This is a genomic window from Streptosporangium fragile, assembly GCF_039534445.1.
Lineage (GTDB): Bacteria > Actinomycetota > Actinomycetes > Streptosporangiales > Streptosporangiaceae > Streptosporangium > Streptosporangium fragile.
In genome coordinates, this window is sequence record NZ_BAAAVI010000115.1 from 1 (window position 1) to 15,518 (window position 15,518).

General features: G+C 68.5%; 13 protein-coding genes and 1 pseudogene. 7 read left to right on the forward strand and 7 right to left on the reverse strand.

Features of this window, described 5'->3' with window-relative positions:
• Positions 1-422 precede the first annotated feature (422 nt).
• From ABD841_RS38630 to ABD841_RS38640, 3 genes are all read right to left on the reverse strand, one after another.
• Entirely contained in the window at positions 423-1,571 is a 1,149-nt protein-coding gene (locus ABD841_RS38630) for an IS30 family transposase (RefSeq protein ID WP_344982022.1), read from the reverse strand.
• Between the two features lie 235 nt (positions 1,572-1,806).
• On the reverse strand, positions 1,807-1,947 hold the full coding sequence (locus tag ABD841_RS38635; protein WP_344982023.1) for a hypothetical protein: 141 nt from the start codon (positions 1,945-1,947) through the stop codon (positions 1,807-1,809).
• 426 nt (positions 1,948-2,373) lie between these two features.
• Positions 2,374-2,763 (reverse strand): hypothetical protein, encoded by a 390-nt coding sequence (locus ABD841_RS38640; protein ID WP_344982024.1) that lies wholly within the window; start codon positions 2,761-2,763, stop codon positions 2,374-2,376.
• A 376-nt stretch (positions 2,764-3,139) separates the two neighbouring features.
• Between ABD841_RS38640 and ABD841_RS38645 the strand changes: the two genes are divergently transcribed.
• On the forward strand, positions 3,140-3,442 hold the full coding sequence (locus tag ABD841_RS38645; RefSeq protein WP_344982025.1) for a hypothetical protein: 303 nt from the start codon (positions 3,140-3,142) through the stop codon (positions 3,440-3,442).
• A gap of 283 nt (positions 3,443-3,725) precedes the next feature.
• Here ABD841_RS38645 and ABD841_RS38650 read toward each other — a convergent pair whose 3' ends face one another.
• The gene (locus tag ABD841_RS38650) at positions 3,726-4,337 is read right to left on the reverse strand and encodes a TetR/AcrR family transcriptional regulator (RefSeq protein WP_344982026.1); all 612 of its coding nucleotides are present in this window, start codon (positions 4,335-4,337) and stop codon (positions 3,726-3,728) included.
• A 50-nt stretch (positions 4,338-4,387) separates the two neighbouring features.
• Here ABD841_RS38650 and ABD841_RS38655 point away from each other — a divergent pair, with 50 nt between their 5' ends.
• The 3 genes from ABD841_RS38655 (at position 4,388) to ABD841_RS38665 (ending at position 7,325) form a co-directional block, all read left to right on the forward strand.
• Entirely contained in the window at positions 4,388-5,377 is a 990-nt protein-coding gene (locus ABD841_RS38655) for an NADP-dependent oxidoreductase (protein ID WP_344982027.1), read from the forward strand.
• 298 nt (positions 5,378-5,675) lie between these two features.
• A protein-coding gene (locus tag ABD841_RS38660; RefSeq protein ID WP_344982033.1) for an IS5 family transposase occupies positions 5,676-6,463 on the forward strand; the annotation gives its coding sequence in 2 pieces (ribosomal slippage) (positions 5,676-6,009 and positions 6,009-6,463; 789 coding nt in all).
• Positions 6,464-6,635: 172 nt separating this feature from the next.
• Entirely contained in the window at positions 6,636-7,325 is a 690-nt protein-coding gene (locus ABD841_RS38665) for a recombinase family protein (protein WP_344982028.1), read from the forward strand.
• A 198-nt stretch (positions 7,326-7,523) separates the two neighbouring features.
• Here ABD841_RS38665 and ABD841_RS38670 read toward each other — a convergent pair whose 3' ends face one another.
• The 3 genes from ABD841_RS38670 to ABD841_RS38680 all read right to left on the reverse strand — a co-directional run bounded on the left by ABD841_RS38670 (position 7,524) and on the right by ABD841_RS38680 (position 11,560).
• Positions 7,524-7,679: a hypothetical protein gene (locus tag ABD841_RS38670; RefSeq protein WP_344982029.1), complete on the reverse strand. Its 156-nt coding sequence runs from the start codon at positions 7,677-7,679 to the stop codon at positions 7,524-7,526.
• Positions 7,676-8,341 carry a recombinase family protein gene (locus ABD841_RS38675; RefSeq protein ID WP_344982030.1) on the reverse strand — a complete coding sequence of 222 codons (666 nt, stop codon included), beginning with the start codon at positions 8,339-8,341 and terminating at the stop codon, positions 7,676-7,678. The genes ABD841_RS38670 and ABD841_RS38675 overlap by 4 nt, the downstream gene beginning before the upstream one ends.
• Positions 8,342-8,536: 195 nt before the next feature.
• A complete protein-coding gene (locus ABD841_RS38680) occupies positions 8,537-11,560 on the reverse strand; it encodes a Tn3 family transposase (protein ID WP_344982031.1) in 3,024 nt (1,007 codons plus the stop codon).
• A gap of 875 nt (positions 11,561-12,435) precedes the next feature.
• Here ABD841_RS38680 and ABD841_RS38685 point away from each other — a divergent pair.
• The 3 genes and pseudogenes from ABD841_RS38685 (at position 12,436) to ABD841_RS38695 (ending at position 14,938) form a co-directional block, all read left to right on the forward strand.
• On the forward strand, positions 12,436-13,611 hold the full coding sequence (locus tag ABD841_RS38685; RefSeq protein WP_344982032.1) for a coiled-coil domain-containing protein: 1,176 nt from the start codon (positions 12,436-12,438) through the stop codon (positions 13,609-13,611).
• 334 nt (positions 13,612-13,945) lie between these two features.
• Positions 13,946-14,452 (forward strand): annotated as a pseudogene (locus ABD841_RS38690) (dihydrofolate reductase family protein); the annotation flags it as partial.
• 36 nt (positions 14,453-14,488) lie between these two features.
• Entirely contained in the window at positions 14,489-14,938 is a 450-nt protein-coding gene (locus tag ABD841_RS38695; protein ID WP_344982034.1) for a S1 RNA-binding domain-containing protein, read from the forward strand.
• Positions 14,939-15,518 lie beyond the last annotated feature (580 nt).

The following is a 15,518-nucleotide window of genomic DNA, read 5'->3' on the forward strand; positions in this document are numbered from 1 at the left end:
TAGCTCCTCACCCTTCCAGGCTCCGGAGCCTCCAACCAACCCGGGGTGATCCAGGAACGACACCCGGCGACCGACACCCCGCACCTGGCGAACCGCTCTGCTCGGATCACAAGCCCTGCTCATCCCGACGTCCTCTTCGCTGTCTTGCTGGCTGCTCGGCCGAATCCGGTCGAGCAGCCAGCAGGCCACGCGTAAAAGTGAGGCGCCGAGCCTTCCGTGGAGACGGAACCGGGAGCGGTCCGGTCTCCACGCTGACTCGAGAATCAGTCCGTCACCGGGCATGCGGCAGCGAACCTCGGCCAGATGTCTGTGCACCTCGTCGTTCCGCAGCTTCCGGCCCGGAGACCTCAATCAGTGGCTATGACGGTCCGAAGTGGCCCCACCCTGACGGGGCGGATTCCAGCGATCTTCGCAACACGGGGTCAATCGACTGTTGCGACGAGCTTAGCGAAGAGCTCGGTGGGGGTCTGCCAGCCGAGGATCTTGCGGGGGCGGTTGTTGAGTTCGGCGGCGACGGCGTCGAGCTGGTCGGCGGTGTAGGAGGACAGGTCGGTGCCCTTCGGGAAGTACTGGCGGAGCAAGCCGTTCGTGTTCTCGTTCGAGCCGCGCTGCCAGGGGCTGGCGGGCTCGCAGAAGTAGACGGGGATGCCGGTGGCGGCGGTGAACTCGTCGTGGCGGCTCATCTCGCTGCCCTGATCCCAGGTCAGTGATCGGGCGAGCTCGCGGGGCAGGTCGGCGAAGACGTCGATGAGGGCGTCGCGGACGTGCTCGGCGGTCCTGCCTCCGGGCAGGTGCAAGAGCATGACGTAGCGGGTGGTGCGGTCGACGAGGGTGCCGATCGCCGAGCGGTTGCCCTGACCGACGATGAGGTCGCCTTCCCAGTGGCCGGGCACCTGGCGGCCGTCGATGTCGGCGGGCCGCTGGTGGATGAGCTTGCCGGGGTCGATGAAGCGGGTGGCGCGCTGGTCGGCGCGGCGCCGGCGGCGCCGGGCCTGGCGGCCGGTGCGCAAGGTGTCGGGTAGCCGCTCCAGGCCGCCGCGGTAGGTCAGGTAGATCGCCTGGTAGATGGTCTCGTGCGCCAGATGCCGCTCCGGCTCGTCGGGGAAGGCGGTGCGCAGGTCCTGGCTGATCTGCTCGGGACTCCACCGCTGGTTGAGGCGCAGCTGGATGTAGGTCTTCAGCTCCGAGTCCCGCCGGACCTTGCCCTCCTTCGACCGCGCTCGCCGGACGGTCGCTCGCCGCTGGGCACGGAACGGGTGGTACGTGCCGGTGGACGGGTCGCGATTGCGGCGCACCTCGCGGCTGATCGTGGCAGGGCTCCGCTGGAGCTCCCGGGCGATCGCGCGCAGCGAGGCGCCGGTACGGAGCATGTCAGCGATGGCGATCCGCTCGTCCTCCGACAGGAACCGCGGCGAGATGGCCCCGTCGTCAGGCTGCTCGGTGATCGGCGCGTAGATGCGCTCGCGTCCGGTTCGGTCGACTTCCTTTCTGCCGTACCTCCAACGGGTGCCGGTCCTGCGGTTGATGCCCAGCTCGCGACACGCGGCCGAGTTGCTCATTCCCTGCGCCATGAGGCGAAGGTATTGATCACGTTTGTCCGTCTGTGGCGCGGGCCCACGCTTTTTAGGTCGACGGAACGGCTTGGTCATGGCAACACCCTTCGAGCCAGGTGTTGCGACGAGATCTAGAACCTAAGCCGCGGGGTCAGGGTGGGGCCACTTCGGACCGTCATAGCCACGCGAGCCCCTCCCTTGGCGGCCGTCCTGTGGCCTCCTCACCCGCCAGGGTGAGCGAGGTCCAGGGCCGTCACCCCTTGAACCAGTCGGAGAACTTCTCGCCCGCCTCCATCAGGAAGCGGCCGATGGATGCGAACGCCGAGGCGGCGATCCACTTCTTGCTGCTCTCTCGATCCGGATCTCCGGAGGACTTCTGGACGCGGTCCGACACGGACCACCCTCCTGTTCTTCGAGCCCCATAAGGGACTTCGAGATCGAGCACGGCAGGTGCTCGACCAGGCCGCCGGACGGCAGACCCAATTGGACGTCCGCCGGCGGGCGGAGCCAAGAACAGGTGGTTCCTGAAGCTGGAGGTCAACCTACCAACGCCGCGCCCCCCAAAAGCCGAGAATCTTGCTCCCACATGGGCAAGAGCCGCCCGAGTATGCGCTACAGCGGTAAACGCTCAGCTCGCGAGGGTTGTGAAGCGGCACGACATCGGCCTCCCGCGCTGTTGTAGGCCCATCCTCAAAAAGGGCGGACAAGGGGGACCAGCGGATATCAGGTCCAGGGGTGTGGTCGTCGATGGCCTAAAGCGCAGCGGAACTCCATGGGGCATCCCGTCCACCCCACAAAACTGACGAAACTCCGCGGGGCTTCACGGGTCCTGGCTGTGCGTCTGATGGCCGCCGGACGCCGGTTCGCCGTCGTCGTTCTCGTGGTCCTGGTGCTCACGGCTGGGGACGTCGAACAGCTCCAGCTGCTCGCTGGTGGCCGGGTGGGTGGTCAGCTTCAGGCAGCGCCGGCAGGTGACCGCGCCGCGGTCGGGGTGGGCTGCGCCCGGGTCCCACCCGCTGACGCCGACCATGCAGGCCGGGCCGGGCATCCGCTCTCCGCCCAGCCAGGTCGTGAGCGCGACGTCGTGCACGATGCCGGAGGAGCGCACCCGAAAGTTCGATCCATCGGTGTAAGCGGCCTGCGCCGCCGCCGCGATCGTCGCCAGGGCCTCGCGCACGCCCGGCATGGTGTGCTCGTCGCGGTCGGTCATGCTCCCCCTCCGGCGGCCGTCGGCTCGATCGTGATCCTGCCCCGTGCCCATGGCATGTCCGGCCGGTGCGCGGTCGACTGTCCAGTCCGCGCCGAGCGCAGCCGAACCTGCTCGCGCCTGGCTTGTTGTTCGGGGGCCAGTCCACCCCCGTGCACGTACCGCATGACCTGGGCATACCGCAGCAGCCGACGCTTTCACATGATCGGGTAACACCACGGATTAAAGCTCAGTGATCGTTCCTCCCCAAGGGTCTGAATGGAAGCGGCGATATTCTGTGTCGGATATGCGCACCGTTCGCCTTGAAGCTCCGTTCACCTACCATGTCAGCGATGACCCGGACCGAGTCATCGCTAACTTCTTGAGCTATGCCCTCTCCTTGAAGGCCATCTCCGGACGTCCTCCCGCTGAGGAGTTCGCCGAGATTTTCTCCCCCACCGGGGAAGGAATGATCATCCCCGATCTCTTCGTGGCCTGCCGGGCCGATGGACCGGATGACATTGCTTACGAGTTCGGTGAGCAGGTCGCCGAGGAGTTGGCCGGCAAGGAGGTCTGGTTGCTCTGGCGGATGTACTTCGGCAGGGCGTCGGATACGGCCTTCGTCGAGGGCCCCGAGCTGCGACACCTGCTGGGCGAGGCCCTCGCACAACGCACCGCGGAGACCGAGTCGGCCTGCCGTTAACGAAGCCGCCACCAGGTACACGCGATCGCATCGGACCTGGTCAGCAGCCCCTCTTCCTGACCGGTCAGACCCGATAGGACAGAAGGGCTGTCCGGTATCCGCATAGCCGCCACCTGCGCTAACGCGATCGCGCGCACCTGTTGGCGCCGGTCTTACCGACACCCCTGATCACGCTCGGGCACGAGGCGCACACTCAGGAGGACTTCCAGAGCTGGCAGAAGCAGACCCGCCGCTCCTGGACCCGCCGCCACCGCCACTGACCGGCCGCCCTCACAGGCCGCCGCTACCGGACGGGCGCCAGCCGGGCGGCCGGCGGCAGCGGCTCGCGGACCGGGTTCGCCCGGAACGACTGGATCATCAGGGCGGCGAACCGGCGCGACGCCGCCACCCGCGCCTCAGGCGACTCGGCACGGATGCCCTCGTTGGCCATCATCGCCAGCACGAAGTCCTCCATGACGAAGTCCGGCCGCAGCTCACCCGCCTCCTTAGCCCGCCGCACGAGCAGGAGCACCAGCTGGATCGCCCGGTCGCGCTCCGCGGCGAGGTACGGCAGCCGCGAGATGAACGCGCGGGACAGGCCCCGATCGAGGGCGTGCACCTCCATGAGCTTCTCGACCACCAGGCAGAACCCGCGCCACGGGTCGGCCTCCTTCAGCCCCTCCTCGACGACCGTCGAGCACAGGGCCATCGGCTCGGCGAACACCTCCGCGAGCAGCGCCTCCTTGGCCGGGAAGTGCCGGTAGACGGTGGCCGGGCCGACCTGCGCCCGCCGGGCGATCTCCCTGATCGGCACGTCGAGGCCCTCGGCGGCGAACGCCACGCGGGCGACCGCGAGGATGCGCGCCCGGTTATCGCGAGCGTCCGAACGGGACTTCCCACTCACTTCGGCCCTCACCGCTCTCACTTTAGTCAAACGGACGGGGTGTTCCGTTACGGTCCCGTCGCATGAGAGCAGTTCAGTTCTGTGAGTACGGCCCGGCGGGCGTGGTGCACGTCGCCGAGGTCGAGGAGCCGCACGCCGGGCCGGGGACGATCCGCGTCGCCGTGCGGGCGTCCGGACTGTCGGTGGGAGAGACCTACATCCGCTCAGGGAAGCTGCGTGGCGTGGTGCCCGTCACGTTCCCGTTCCTGACCGGGTTCGACGCCGCGGGCGTGGTGGACGAGGTCGGCGAGGGCGTCACGGGCGTCAACGAGGGCGACGAGGTGTTCGGCATGACCGCGGCGGCCGTGCGCGGCGCCAACGCCGACCACGCGGTCCTGACCGCCTGGGCGCCGAAGCCGGCCGCGTGGAGCTGGGAGGAGGCGGGCGGCGCCGCGGGCGCGGCCGAGACGGCCACGCGGGTGCTCGACCGGCTCGCGGTCGGCGCCGGGCACACCGTGCTGGTGCAGGGAGCGGCCGGCGGGGTGGGGACGGTCGCCGTGCAGCTCGCTGTGGCGCGCGGCGCGACCGTCATCGGTACGGCGCGCGAGCGCAACCACGGCCTCCTTCGCTCGCTGGGCGCCGAGCCGACGACGTACGGGCCGGGGCTGGCCGAGCGGGTCAGGGCGCTGGCGCCGGCCGGGGTGGACGCGGTGTTCGACTGCGCGGGAGGGTCACTGCCCGACCTGGTCGCGATCGCCGGCGACCCGGCGCGTGTGGTCACCATCACGCCCGACCCCACCGCGGCGGCGCTCGGCGTGCACCTGTCACACGGCGCACCGGCCGCCGACCAGACCGCTGCAAAAGCCGCAAAGGCCGCCAAAGCCGAAGAAGCCTCCATCGGGGCCGCCGACCCGCTGGCGGTGCACGGCCTGGGCATCGCGGCCGAGCTCGCCGCGCAAGGCCGGTTGCGGGTGCCGGTCGCGGCGGCGTTCCCGCTCACCGAGGCCGCGGCCGCCGCCCACGAGCTGAGCGAGCGCCACCACGCCCCAGGCAAGATCGTCCTGGTGAACTGATCAGATCCCGGGCCGCACCCGCTCCAGCACCCGCAGCCGGCCAGGGCCTGGAGCGGTCTTCTCCCGTTTCTTCCGTTCTTCGAGCGTAACTATCGGTAAGCGACACGTCACGTTTCGAAACTTTTAGGGCCCTCCGCCCCGGAAGCTGACCCCAGCCCTAAAGTAGGAAAATCGGATCTTGGCTTGGCATGCTCGCAGAAGTTGTCGGGATTAGAAGATTTACAACTCCTAACAAAATGACCTTGGCCGTATCCGTCCGTCTGGACGGTCGTTGATCTGCGCGTGAGGAACTCCGTGGATCGTCTCGGACGGCTTGTGGGAACGGATCGAGCCGCTGCTGCCGAAGACGGAGCGACGGCAGCGCTACCCCGGTCGCAAGCGGCTGGACGACCGCAAGGCCCTGTGCGGCATCCTGTTCGTGCTCTACACCGCGATCCCGTGGGAGTTCCTGCCCCAGGAACTGGGCTTCGGCTCGGGAATGACCTGCTGGCGGCGCCTGCGCGACTGGCATCACGCCGGCGTGTGGGAACGACTGCACCAGCTCCTCCTGGCCGAACTGCACGCCGCCGACAAGCTCGACTGGTCCAAGGCGGTGATCGACAGCTCTCACGTCCGGGCGCTCAAGGGCGGCCCAAAACGGGGCCGAGCCCGGTCGACCGGGGAAAGACGGGCTCCAAACACCATGTGATCGCCGACGGCAACGGCATCCCCCTCGCGATCGGCCTGACCGGCGGCAACCGCAATGACGTCACCCAGCTCATGCCGCTGCTCAAGGGCATCCCACCGGTCCGGGGCCGACGCGGGCGGCCCCGGCAACGCCCGAAGACGCTGTACGCCGACCGCGGTTACGACCACGACAGGTACCGCCGCTTGGTCTGGGCCAAGGGTGTGAAGCCCGTCATCGCCCGCCGGGGAACCCCGCACGGTTCCGGGCTCGGCGTGCATCGCTGGGTGATCGAGCAGACGATCGCGCTGCTGCACTGGTTCCGCCGCCTGCGCATCCGCTGGGAGATCCGCGACGACATGCACGAGGCCTTCATGACGCTGGCCGCATCGATCATCTGCTGGCGACGCCTCACCCGCTGATCATTCTGTTAGGAGTTGTTAACGACACCCTCTGGTTGGGCCCCGCAAGCCCTCTCGAAAACCGGACATCGAGCGACGAACCGTGACGTCAGATGGCCGGTTCCGCACACGAATTGACGACAGGATTTCCCGACAGGAAAATCGGGCTCCAACCCTTCCCGAGGAGAGTCCGGTGCAGATCGTCTACTCCCGTATCTCCACCGCGACCCAATCCTTGCTGCGGCAGCGCCACATCCTCACCGAGGCCGGCCTTCTCGTGCGCAGCGAAGGCGTCGCCGAGGGATTCCGGCCAGCCGACGGCGTCCTCCTCTTCGAGGACTCCGCCACCACCTCCAAGATCCCCGCCCTCGACCGGCCCGCGTTCGGCAAGATCGCCGCCAAGGCGCATCCCGGCGACACCCTGACGGTCTCGGAGCTGTTCCGGCTCTGCCGCGACCTGCTCGACATCCACGCCGTCCGCAGCTGGTGCCAAGCCCGCGGCGTCGCCCTGCGCGTCCTGTCCGGGCCGCTGTCGAACTTCCACGACCTCGCCGCCAATGACGCCACCACTGCCGTCATCATCAACGTGATCACTGCCGTCGGCCAGTTCCAACGTGACATTCAGAACGAGCTCACCGTCGAGGGGATCGCCGCCGCCGAGGCCGAAGGCCGCTATCGCGGCCGCCCGCCCGCGCTCACCGGTGAGCGCGTGGAAGAGGTGAGGTCGACCTACACCCGGCAGGGCACCTCGATCGCAGCCCTCGCCCGCGCTCACGGGGTGAGCAGGGCCGCCATCCGAACCGCGCTGACCGGGCTACTGCCCGGCCAGCTGGGTCCACCCGTGCTCATCTTGACCGAGGGCCCTGCCGAAGTATCCAGCTAAGTTACTTGCGGGTACCGCCAACGGCTGTCCGCAGGTTCCTCAACCCCGCGTGTGCCGCGAGGAGTGGCCCGCACGGTTCTGAGGGCCCCGGTGCAGCAATGCACCGGGGGTACCCGACGAGTGGGGAGCCCGATATGGGGGGGCAGACCAAGTAAGCCGGAAAGGGCTAATAGCCGTTCCGGTGGTTGAGAGCTGATCTCAGTACTGGTCTTCCGGTAGCGGGAGCTCGGCGTCATCCCCCGATGCGGTGGGCTCCAGCGTCGGTTCAGGACGGACACCGAACGGACCGGCCTGCCCGGGCAGCGTGGCCCCGAGCCGGGCGGTGCCCTTGACCCGGTAGGGGGTGCGGATCACCGGCTGCCTGCTTCCAGCTCGGCCGAGCGGCGGGCGGCGCGCAGTTCGCGCAGGTTGGGGATGTGGTTGTAGAGGGTCCCCGGGCTCACGCCGAGGAGTTTGGCGATCGAGGTCACGGAGTGTTCGGGGTTGGGCAGCATGTCGCGGGCGGCGCGCAGCAGGTCGGGGGTGACCACGCTGGGGCGGCCGCCGACGCGGCCGCGGGCTTTCGCTGCGGCCAGGCCCTCGCGGGTCCCGGCGACGATGAGTTCACGGATGAACTCGGCCAGGGCGGCGAAGACGTGGAAGACCAGTCGTCCGCCTGGGGTGGTGGTGTCGAGGTTCTCGTGCAGGGAGGTGAAGCCGATCTCGCGGCGGCGCAGCTCGCCGACCATGGTGATCAGGTCGGCCAGGGAGCGGCCGTAGCGGTCCAGGGAGGGCACCACGAGGGTGTCCCCGGCCGTCAGGAAGGCGTGGCAGGCCTTCAACTCGGGCCGCTCGGCGCTCTTGCCGGACTTCTTGTCGGCGAAGATGCGCCGGCATCCGGCGGCGGTCAAGGCGTCGATCTGGCGTTCCAGCTTCTGGCCGCCGGTGGAGACGCGGGCATACCCGATGCGGATGTCGCTGGGGCGGGCGGGGAAGGCGGCCAGCAGGTCGGCGGGCGGGTCGGCGGGAGTCGTCATGCTCGCCATGCTCTCAACAAACGGTCCCGGAGGGTTGTTGAAGCAGCAGGGTTTTTGAAGGGGTTTTTGAAGGGTTTCCAGGGCTCGTGGACACCCTTCCGGAAGATCGTCAGAAAACGAAGGTTTTTTGAAGCGGGAGCGTGACGTCAGGCTGTGCGGGATCAAGCCGGGCCGCCTGAGCACCACCGGCCTGGCTCAGGCAGCGAGGTCGAGCACGGTGAAGTCGACCTCTTTCAGCTCAGGGTTGAACGCCTCGGGTTCCACCCCCATCTCGTCGGTGGCATACGCGCCGAACCGGCTGATGTGGGCGCGCAGGTAGGGCGAGATCGCGCCGAGCTCGTCGGCGGTGATGGGCCAGCCCTCGGCAATGAGGGTGCGCACCACCTCCATCAGGTCCAGGGCGTTGTGGAAGATGACCAGGTTGGCCAGCAGGGTGTTGAGCTTGATCAGCTTTTCCTGCTCGTCGGGGTCGTTGTGGGTGATCACGCCGTTGTTGCCGAACCCGAGCCACTGGGAGAAGGCGTTGTACGTTTCGACCTTGTTGGTGGCCGCGGTGACGCGGGCGCGCAAACCCGAATCGGCCAGATACCGCAACAGCGCCACGGTGCGCACGCTGCGGCCGACCTCGCGAAAGACCTTGTAGATGCGGTTCTTGCGGGAGTTGGAGCGCAGGCGCCGCATCAGGGTGGCCGAGGACAGGTGGCCTTCGCTGATCGAGATGGCCACCTGCATCAGGTCGCGCCAGTGCCGCTCGATCAGCTCCCAGTCGATCACGTTGCGGCCGCGCTCGCCGAACAGCTCGTCGATGTGCGGGTAGATCAGATGCGGGCTGGCGCGGAAGAAGATCAGGTCCTTAAAGTTGCGGATGCGCGGCATCAGGTCGAAGCCGAACAGCGTGGCCAGGGCGAAGACCGGCGTCGACTGGCCCTGGGTGTCGGCGTGCACGGTGGTCGGCTGCACCTCGGAGGTGTTGGCGAGCAGGCCCTCGATCAGGTGCACCGCCTCCCACACCCCGCACGGGATGAACCGGGAGAACAGCGCGACGTAGGTGTCAGAGATGTAGTGGTAGGCGATGCCGCCGACCCCGCCGTACCTGATGCTGGTCTCGGCCAGCAGGTTGTCGATGTAGGTGTCGACCTGGGTGCCGTCGGAGGCCACCGTGCTGCCGTCTCCCCAGGCCTTGACCACATCCAGTTCGGCGAAGGCGTTGACCACGCAGGCGATCGCGGCGTTCAGCTTGGCCAGATCGATGTGCCGGTTACGGATCATCGACAGTTCCCGGGCCGAGATGCCCGACAGGTGCTTGGCCGCCTCGTACGGGCCGACGTTGATGCCGCCGGTGAACACCGCCAGCGAGTAGCGGCCCAGCGGATCTTTGATCTTCGGGTCCGAGCCGGAGGCCGGGCCGAAGTGGTGGTGCCAGCCCAGCCAGTGCGCGGTGCGCGCCACGATGGACAGCAGCGACCGCTCAGGCATGCGCCGGGCGATCGCCGCGGCCAGATCCTCGGCGGCCTTGGGCGCACCAGGGCCGCGGCGCCGCTTGAGCGCGGGCGTCCCGTCCTCGGTGATCGTCAGGTCGGCGTTGTCGGCGTATCCGGCGTCCAGGTGCGCGGCCGCGTCCAGGTGAGCGCCGCGCAGGTGGGCGATGAAGCCGGCCGCGGTGGGCGGCAGGCCGACCTGGGCGCAAAACCCCTCCAGCAGCGGCTCGCACTCCTCCCACGGCAGCAGGTTGGCGCTCCAGTCGGCGTACTCGTTCGAGCCGATCACCGCGATGTCGCCGGTGCGCAGTTCCTCGGCCAGGTAGGTGAAGACCATCGCCTCGAAGTGGCGCCGCGCCACCATCCCCGGGCGGCGCCGGTCGGTGACGGCGCGCCGCCAGTTGCCCGAGGCGAACATGATGCCCGACTCGACGCCGCCGGCGGCGTCGACGGGAGGCGGCAGCGGGATGAAGTCGCGCCGCTTGGCCTCATGGGCGCGGGCGTGCTCCAGCGCCACCAGCACCGAGTCGTCGCGGGAGGTGGCCTTCAGCTCCAACTTGGCGACCAGGTCGAACATCACCGCCCGGTCCTTCTTGAAGAACCGGTGCGCCAAAACCTCGTAGTTGTCGCCGTGGAAGGCCGCCACCTCCTCGATGTCGGCCAGCTGCGCGGCGAACCCACCGGCCTGGCGCACCGCGTCGACCGCGCGCTCGGCCCCCTGGCCCGCGTTGGCCCCGTCGGGGTCGAGGTGCTCCAGCACGGTGCGGTAGGTGCCGATCAGCCGCTCGCTGACCGTGCGCTGGCGCTGCTGGATCTCCTCCAGCTGCGCCTTGGCCTTCTTCAGGTTGGCCGCCACCCGCTTGCACAGCATCTCGGCCAGGTCGTCACGAGCCCGCATCCGCGCGGTGTGCAGCAGGCATGCCAGCAGCGCCAGCTGCTTGACCGGCCCATAGCGCGACAGGGTGTCGGCGTCCTGGGCATCGGCTTCCCCGGCGAAATCAGCGATCTTGGTAGGGGCGATGTCCTCCAGCCACGCCCCCGTGTCCCCCAGAGCGTCGATCTCCTCCAGGTAGTCGGCCTGTTTGCGGAATCTCGCCCAGCTCGCCCGCTGCGCCGGTTTCTTCAGCCGGTTGAACAGCGTCTTGCCGTCCGGCCCGGTCGTGGTCAGCAGGGACTGCATCCGCTGCCGGCCGTCGGCGCCCATCCGCTCGTAGATGCGGGTGAACATCTCGGCGTTGACCCGCGCCCGGATCCGGGTGGCCATCTCATCCAGCGTGGTGAAGCCCGGCAGCTCCAGCGAGGCCTCGACCAGCCGCTCCAGCGCCACGTTGATCAGATCCGGCGGATTGTTCTTCGCCAGCGCGGCCTTCTCCATGGCCCCGGCGGCGACGGCCCGGGCCCGGTCCTTGTCGTAGGTCACCCCCTGGCGAGCCCGGATCTTCTTACGGTGCCACTTGGCCGTACTCGTCGCCCCGTGATCGGGCTCGATGCCCTCGGCCAGCCCCAGGCAGCGGCGCACATGATCGACAACGGCCTCGGGAACCTCCTCCGCGGAAGGAAAGCGCGCCATCTTCTGAAAGCACTTCAACGCCAGCACCAGCGCGAACAGCGCCTCGGGACTCCTGGCCAGCTCTTGTGCCCAGGCGATCTCCTCGGCCGTGGGGGTGAAGAACACATGCAGCACCCGCGCCGAGGTCAAGCGCTTGAACTGCGGGTAAGCGGTCCGCTCGATCGACGTCACCGGCGAGCCCTTTCCGGTTGATCATCTCCAGAACCCGCACACCATAGCGATAGATGATCACAAAGCGCCCCGCGATTCATCAAACCGTAACCGAACCAGCGCAGACGGTCATACTTCAGCTGTTGTCACGCCCCCTGACCAGCCCCATTAGCCCTTTCCGGCTTACTTGGTCTGCCCCCCATCCAGGCCCGGACACCGCACAAGGCCGACCAGGATCCGCTAGCCGGCCTGCACGGCCGGGGAGAGGACCTCAACGCCGGTCACACCGCCCCGCACGCCAAGACAGGGGAACTGCGAGCTGAGACCGGACCTCTGTGAGCACGCCTCGCGCCCGGCACCGGCGGCCCGACGTCGAACCAGTCGATCAGCGCATGACCGTCGCTGACATCCCGGTGACGATTTTTACTGACGGGAAATGACGAAACCACAGCTCACGCGACTACAACACCATCAAATCCCGCGCAGGAAGCGTCACCAGATCTCACAGGGAGCATCGCTGTGCCGTCCGGGAGCGCATGCACCGACGAACAGGCCAAGTCGCCGGGCTGCGGAACATCCGCCAAGGGAGACGGTGAGAGTGCTCAGAAATTAAGGCGAAATCCGTACAAAAGCGGCAAGAAGATGAGAGGTTTTCATGTTACTGACATGAAGTGACGATTTCGCTGACACCAAGTGACGAAGCCCCGTGTCAGCGAAACGACGGATCCCAAGCGAAACGACGGATCCCACCCACCGGCAGAGCCACCCTAGGGGACCGTCACCACGTAACTTGCGGGAATTTTCATTCCCGGTAGTTACTTCTCGGCGAGGGAGACGCAACAGATCTTATTTTTTGATTTTGATTTTCTGGAAAATAAAGACGCTAGACTCCTGCCGTGAAGGAGACCGGGGCGATGACGCCGTGCAAGCACTGTGGGACGCCGATCGAGCGGCGGTCCGGAAGGGGAAGGCCGAGGGAGTACTGCCCGCAGGGCGACTGCCAGGCCGTGGCCAAGCGCGAGCGGGAGATGCGGCGGGCGACACCCGGATTGGAGGGAGCGCTGGCCCGGGCGGAGGAGTTCTACGAGCGCATGGAGAAAGGGATGGCTGCGGTCATCGCGCCGCTGGCGCACGTGCTGGCCGAGGAGCTCAGCCCGGCGGGGGTGGAGGCGAAGATCAGCGCGGTGCAGGCCGAGGCGCACACGCGGGTGGCCATCGCCCGCACCGAGCGCGAGCAGGCCTTCGAGCAGGTGCGGCTGGCCCGCGAGGCGGCCGAGCACGCCCGCCGCGAGTGCGACGCGATGGCGCGCCAGGTCGAGGAGGCCCACACCGAGCGCGACACCGCGCTGGCCGACGCCGAGACCGCCCGGGAGCAGGCGCTGGCCGCGTTGCACGAGGCGGCCAGCACCGAGCGCCGGGCCAGGCACGCCGAGCGGGAGGCCACCCTGCGGGCACAGCGGGCCGAGGCGGCCAGGGACGCCGCGATACGGGAGATGGCCGAACGGGTCGAAGCGGCCGAGACCCAGGCGCGCCAGGCGCAGGCACAGGCCGAGCGCGAGCGGCAGCAGGCCGAGCAGGCACAGGCCGAGCGGGATCGGGCGGCCGAGGCGGCCAGGATCGCCGACGACGCCAGAGCCGAGGCCGAACGTGCCGTCGTCGCCGCTGCGGCGCCCGCCGAGGCGGCCGAGGCCGAGCGGGATCGGGCGGCCGCACGGGCTGACGGCGAGGCGGCCGCACGCGCCCGGGCCTTGGCCGAGGCGGCCGAGGCCCGGGCAAGCGCGGCCCGCGCGGAGAAGCACGCGGCCGAGATGGAGAAGCGGGCGGCACGCCGGGCGGCCAAGGCCGAGGAGCGCGCCGCCGAGAAGATCACCGAGGCGCAGGAGCACGCCGCGAGCGCGACGGCCGAGGCGTTGGCCGATCGGGACGAGGCACGCATGCAACTGGCCATGGAGCGGATGCGTCTGTCCGACCTGCGTGAGCAGCTGGACGCGCTGCGTGCCGAGGCCGCCCTGCTGCGCGAGCGCGCCGTCGCCGCCGAACTGCGGGCAGCGCCCGGCGGGACCGGCCACTGACCGTTACCGACTGCGCGAGCGGGCGTTCCGCGTGGTGGCCCGGCTCCGCAGACACGGTCAGTGTCACAGCGGTGCGTCGCCGCACGTGCGGATGGTGGGGCTCACCGTCTTCGACCGGATTCGGCGACATGATAGAGGGCCCGGCGCTGTAGCTGTGTGACCAGGCGTTCGCGAGGGTGAAATCGAGATCCGGTCGGTGGTGCTCGAGCCCGCCGAGTACGCCGTGCTGAGTCCGGAACGCGAGGACTACCTGCGGACGCAGATCGCGCACCGATTAGGTTTCCGCGCCGCGCCCGTCTGTACGTGTGAGATCGACTCACGGGAGGCTGGCACGATGCGGAAACTGATCTTCGGCATGAACGTGACCCTGGACGGCTACATCGCCGCGACCGGCGACGACATCGGCTGGAGTGGGGAGGAGGGACCGGACTCATCGCCGAGCGCCGAGCTGTTCCAGTGGTGGTACGACCAGATGCGGGCGAGCGATCTGTCGCTGTACGGGCGCAAGCTGTGGGAAACGATGAGCTCCCACTGGCCGACCGGCGACCAGCAGCCCAACGCTACCCCGGCGGAGATCGAGTTCGCGCGCCTCTGGCGGGACATGCCGAAGGTGGTGTTCTCATCGACGATCGACAAGGTCGACTGGAACACCCGCCTGGTCACCGGCGACGCGGTCGCCGAGATCGCCCGGCTCAGGGCCGAGGACGGCGGCCCGATGGACATCGGCGGCGCGACGCTCGCCGGGGCGGCCATGCGGGCCGGGCTGATCGACGAGTACGCGCTGGTCACCGTGCCGGTCCTGGTGGGCGGCGGCACGCCGTTCTTCACCGCGCTGGACAGCTGTCGGGACTTCCTGCGGACCCTGCGCCGAGGTCAGATCATCACCGGTACGGTCACCGAGATCGCCGGCTTCGGAGTGACCTTCGTCGACATCGGCGGCTTCACCGCAATGATCAACATCCCCGAGCTGTCGTGGCGGCGCATCGATCACCCCTCCGACGTCGTCGGCGTCGGCCAGCAGATCACCGCCGCGATCCTCGACGTCGATGTGGAACGCGGGCGGGTCCCGCTCTCCCTCAAAGCACTCCAGACGGACCCCCTCCTCGAACTCCGGCAGCAGATCGGCCAGACCGTCACCGGCCCCGTCACCACGGTGGTCCCCACCGGGGCCTTCATCCGCGTCGAAGACTCAAAGCACGGCTTCGAGGGCCTGCTGCCCAGCTCTGAGCTGACCGCTCGAACCGTGAAGACCGGCGATGTCCTCAGCGTGCGGATTGCCCAGGTGGACATCACGGGGCGCAGGATCGGACTCACCCTTGCGCGCTGAACTCGGCGTGCAGGGGCGCCGTCGGTCGGGTCGCCCCGGGCTGAGACGCCCGGGGCGACCCGACCGGTGGCACCCCGTCCTGCCGCGCCGGTAGCGTCGTCCAGCGTGAACAGCTCGGCGTCCATCTCACAGCGGAGCTGGTCGACGAACACCTGCGGGTCCAGGGGCTTGCTGAGCTTGGAGTAGTTCTCGGCCCGCCTGTCCTCGAAGTCCTTCGGCAGGTCGTCGTCGGGGTTGCGCCACCGGTCGGCGCCGACCACCCAGATCTCCTTGCAGCGCAGCTTCTCCCGCAGGGTGCGGCATCCGGCTCTCTCACGAAGCGGGCAGCCATGCCGCCGCAAACCCCACGAATCCGGATCAATACTGGCCGCGTACGATCACCCACGTACGACGATCGGAGAAACATCCCTCAACGGTCCACAAGCACCAGCGCTGAGCTGGGCGAACTCAATCACGTGTACCTGGTTGCACAAGTCTTACCGACACCCCCATTTGGGGCTGATGACCTATTGCTTTGTACGTGGCCTTGGATCGCCCCGGCGAAGTTGGAGGCTAGATCGCTTGGTTCTCGGCCGTCAGG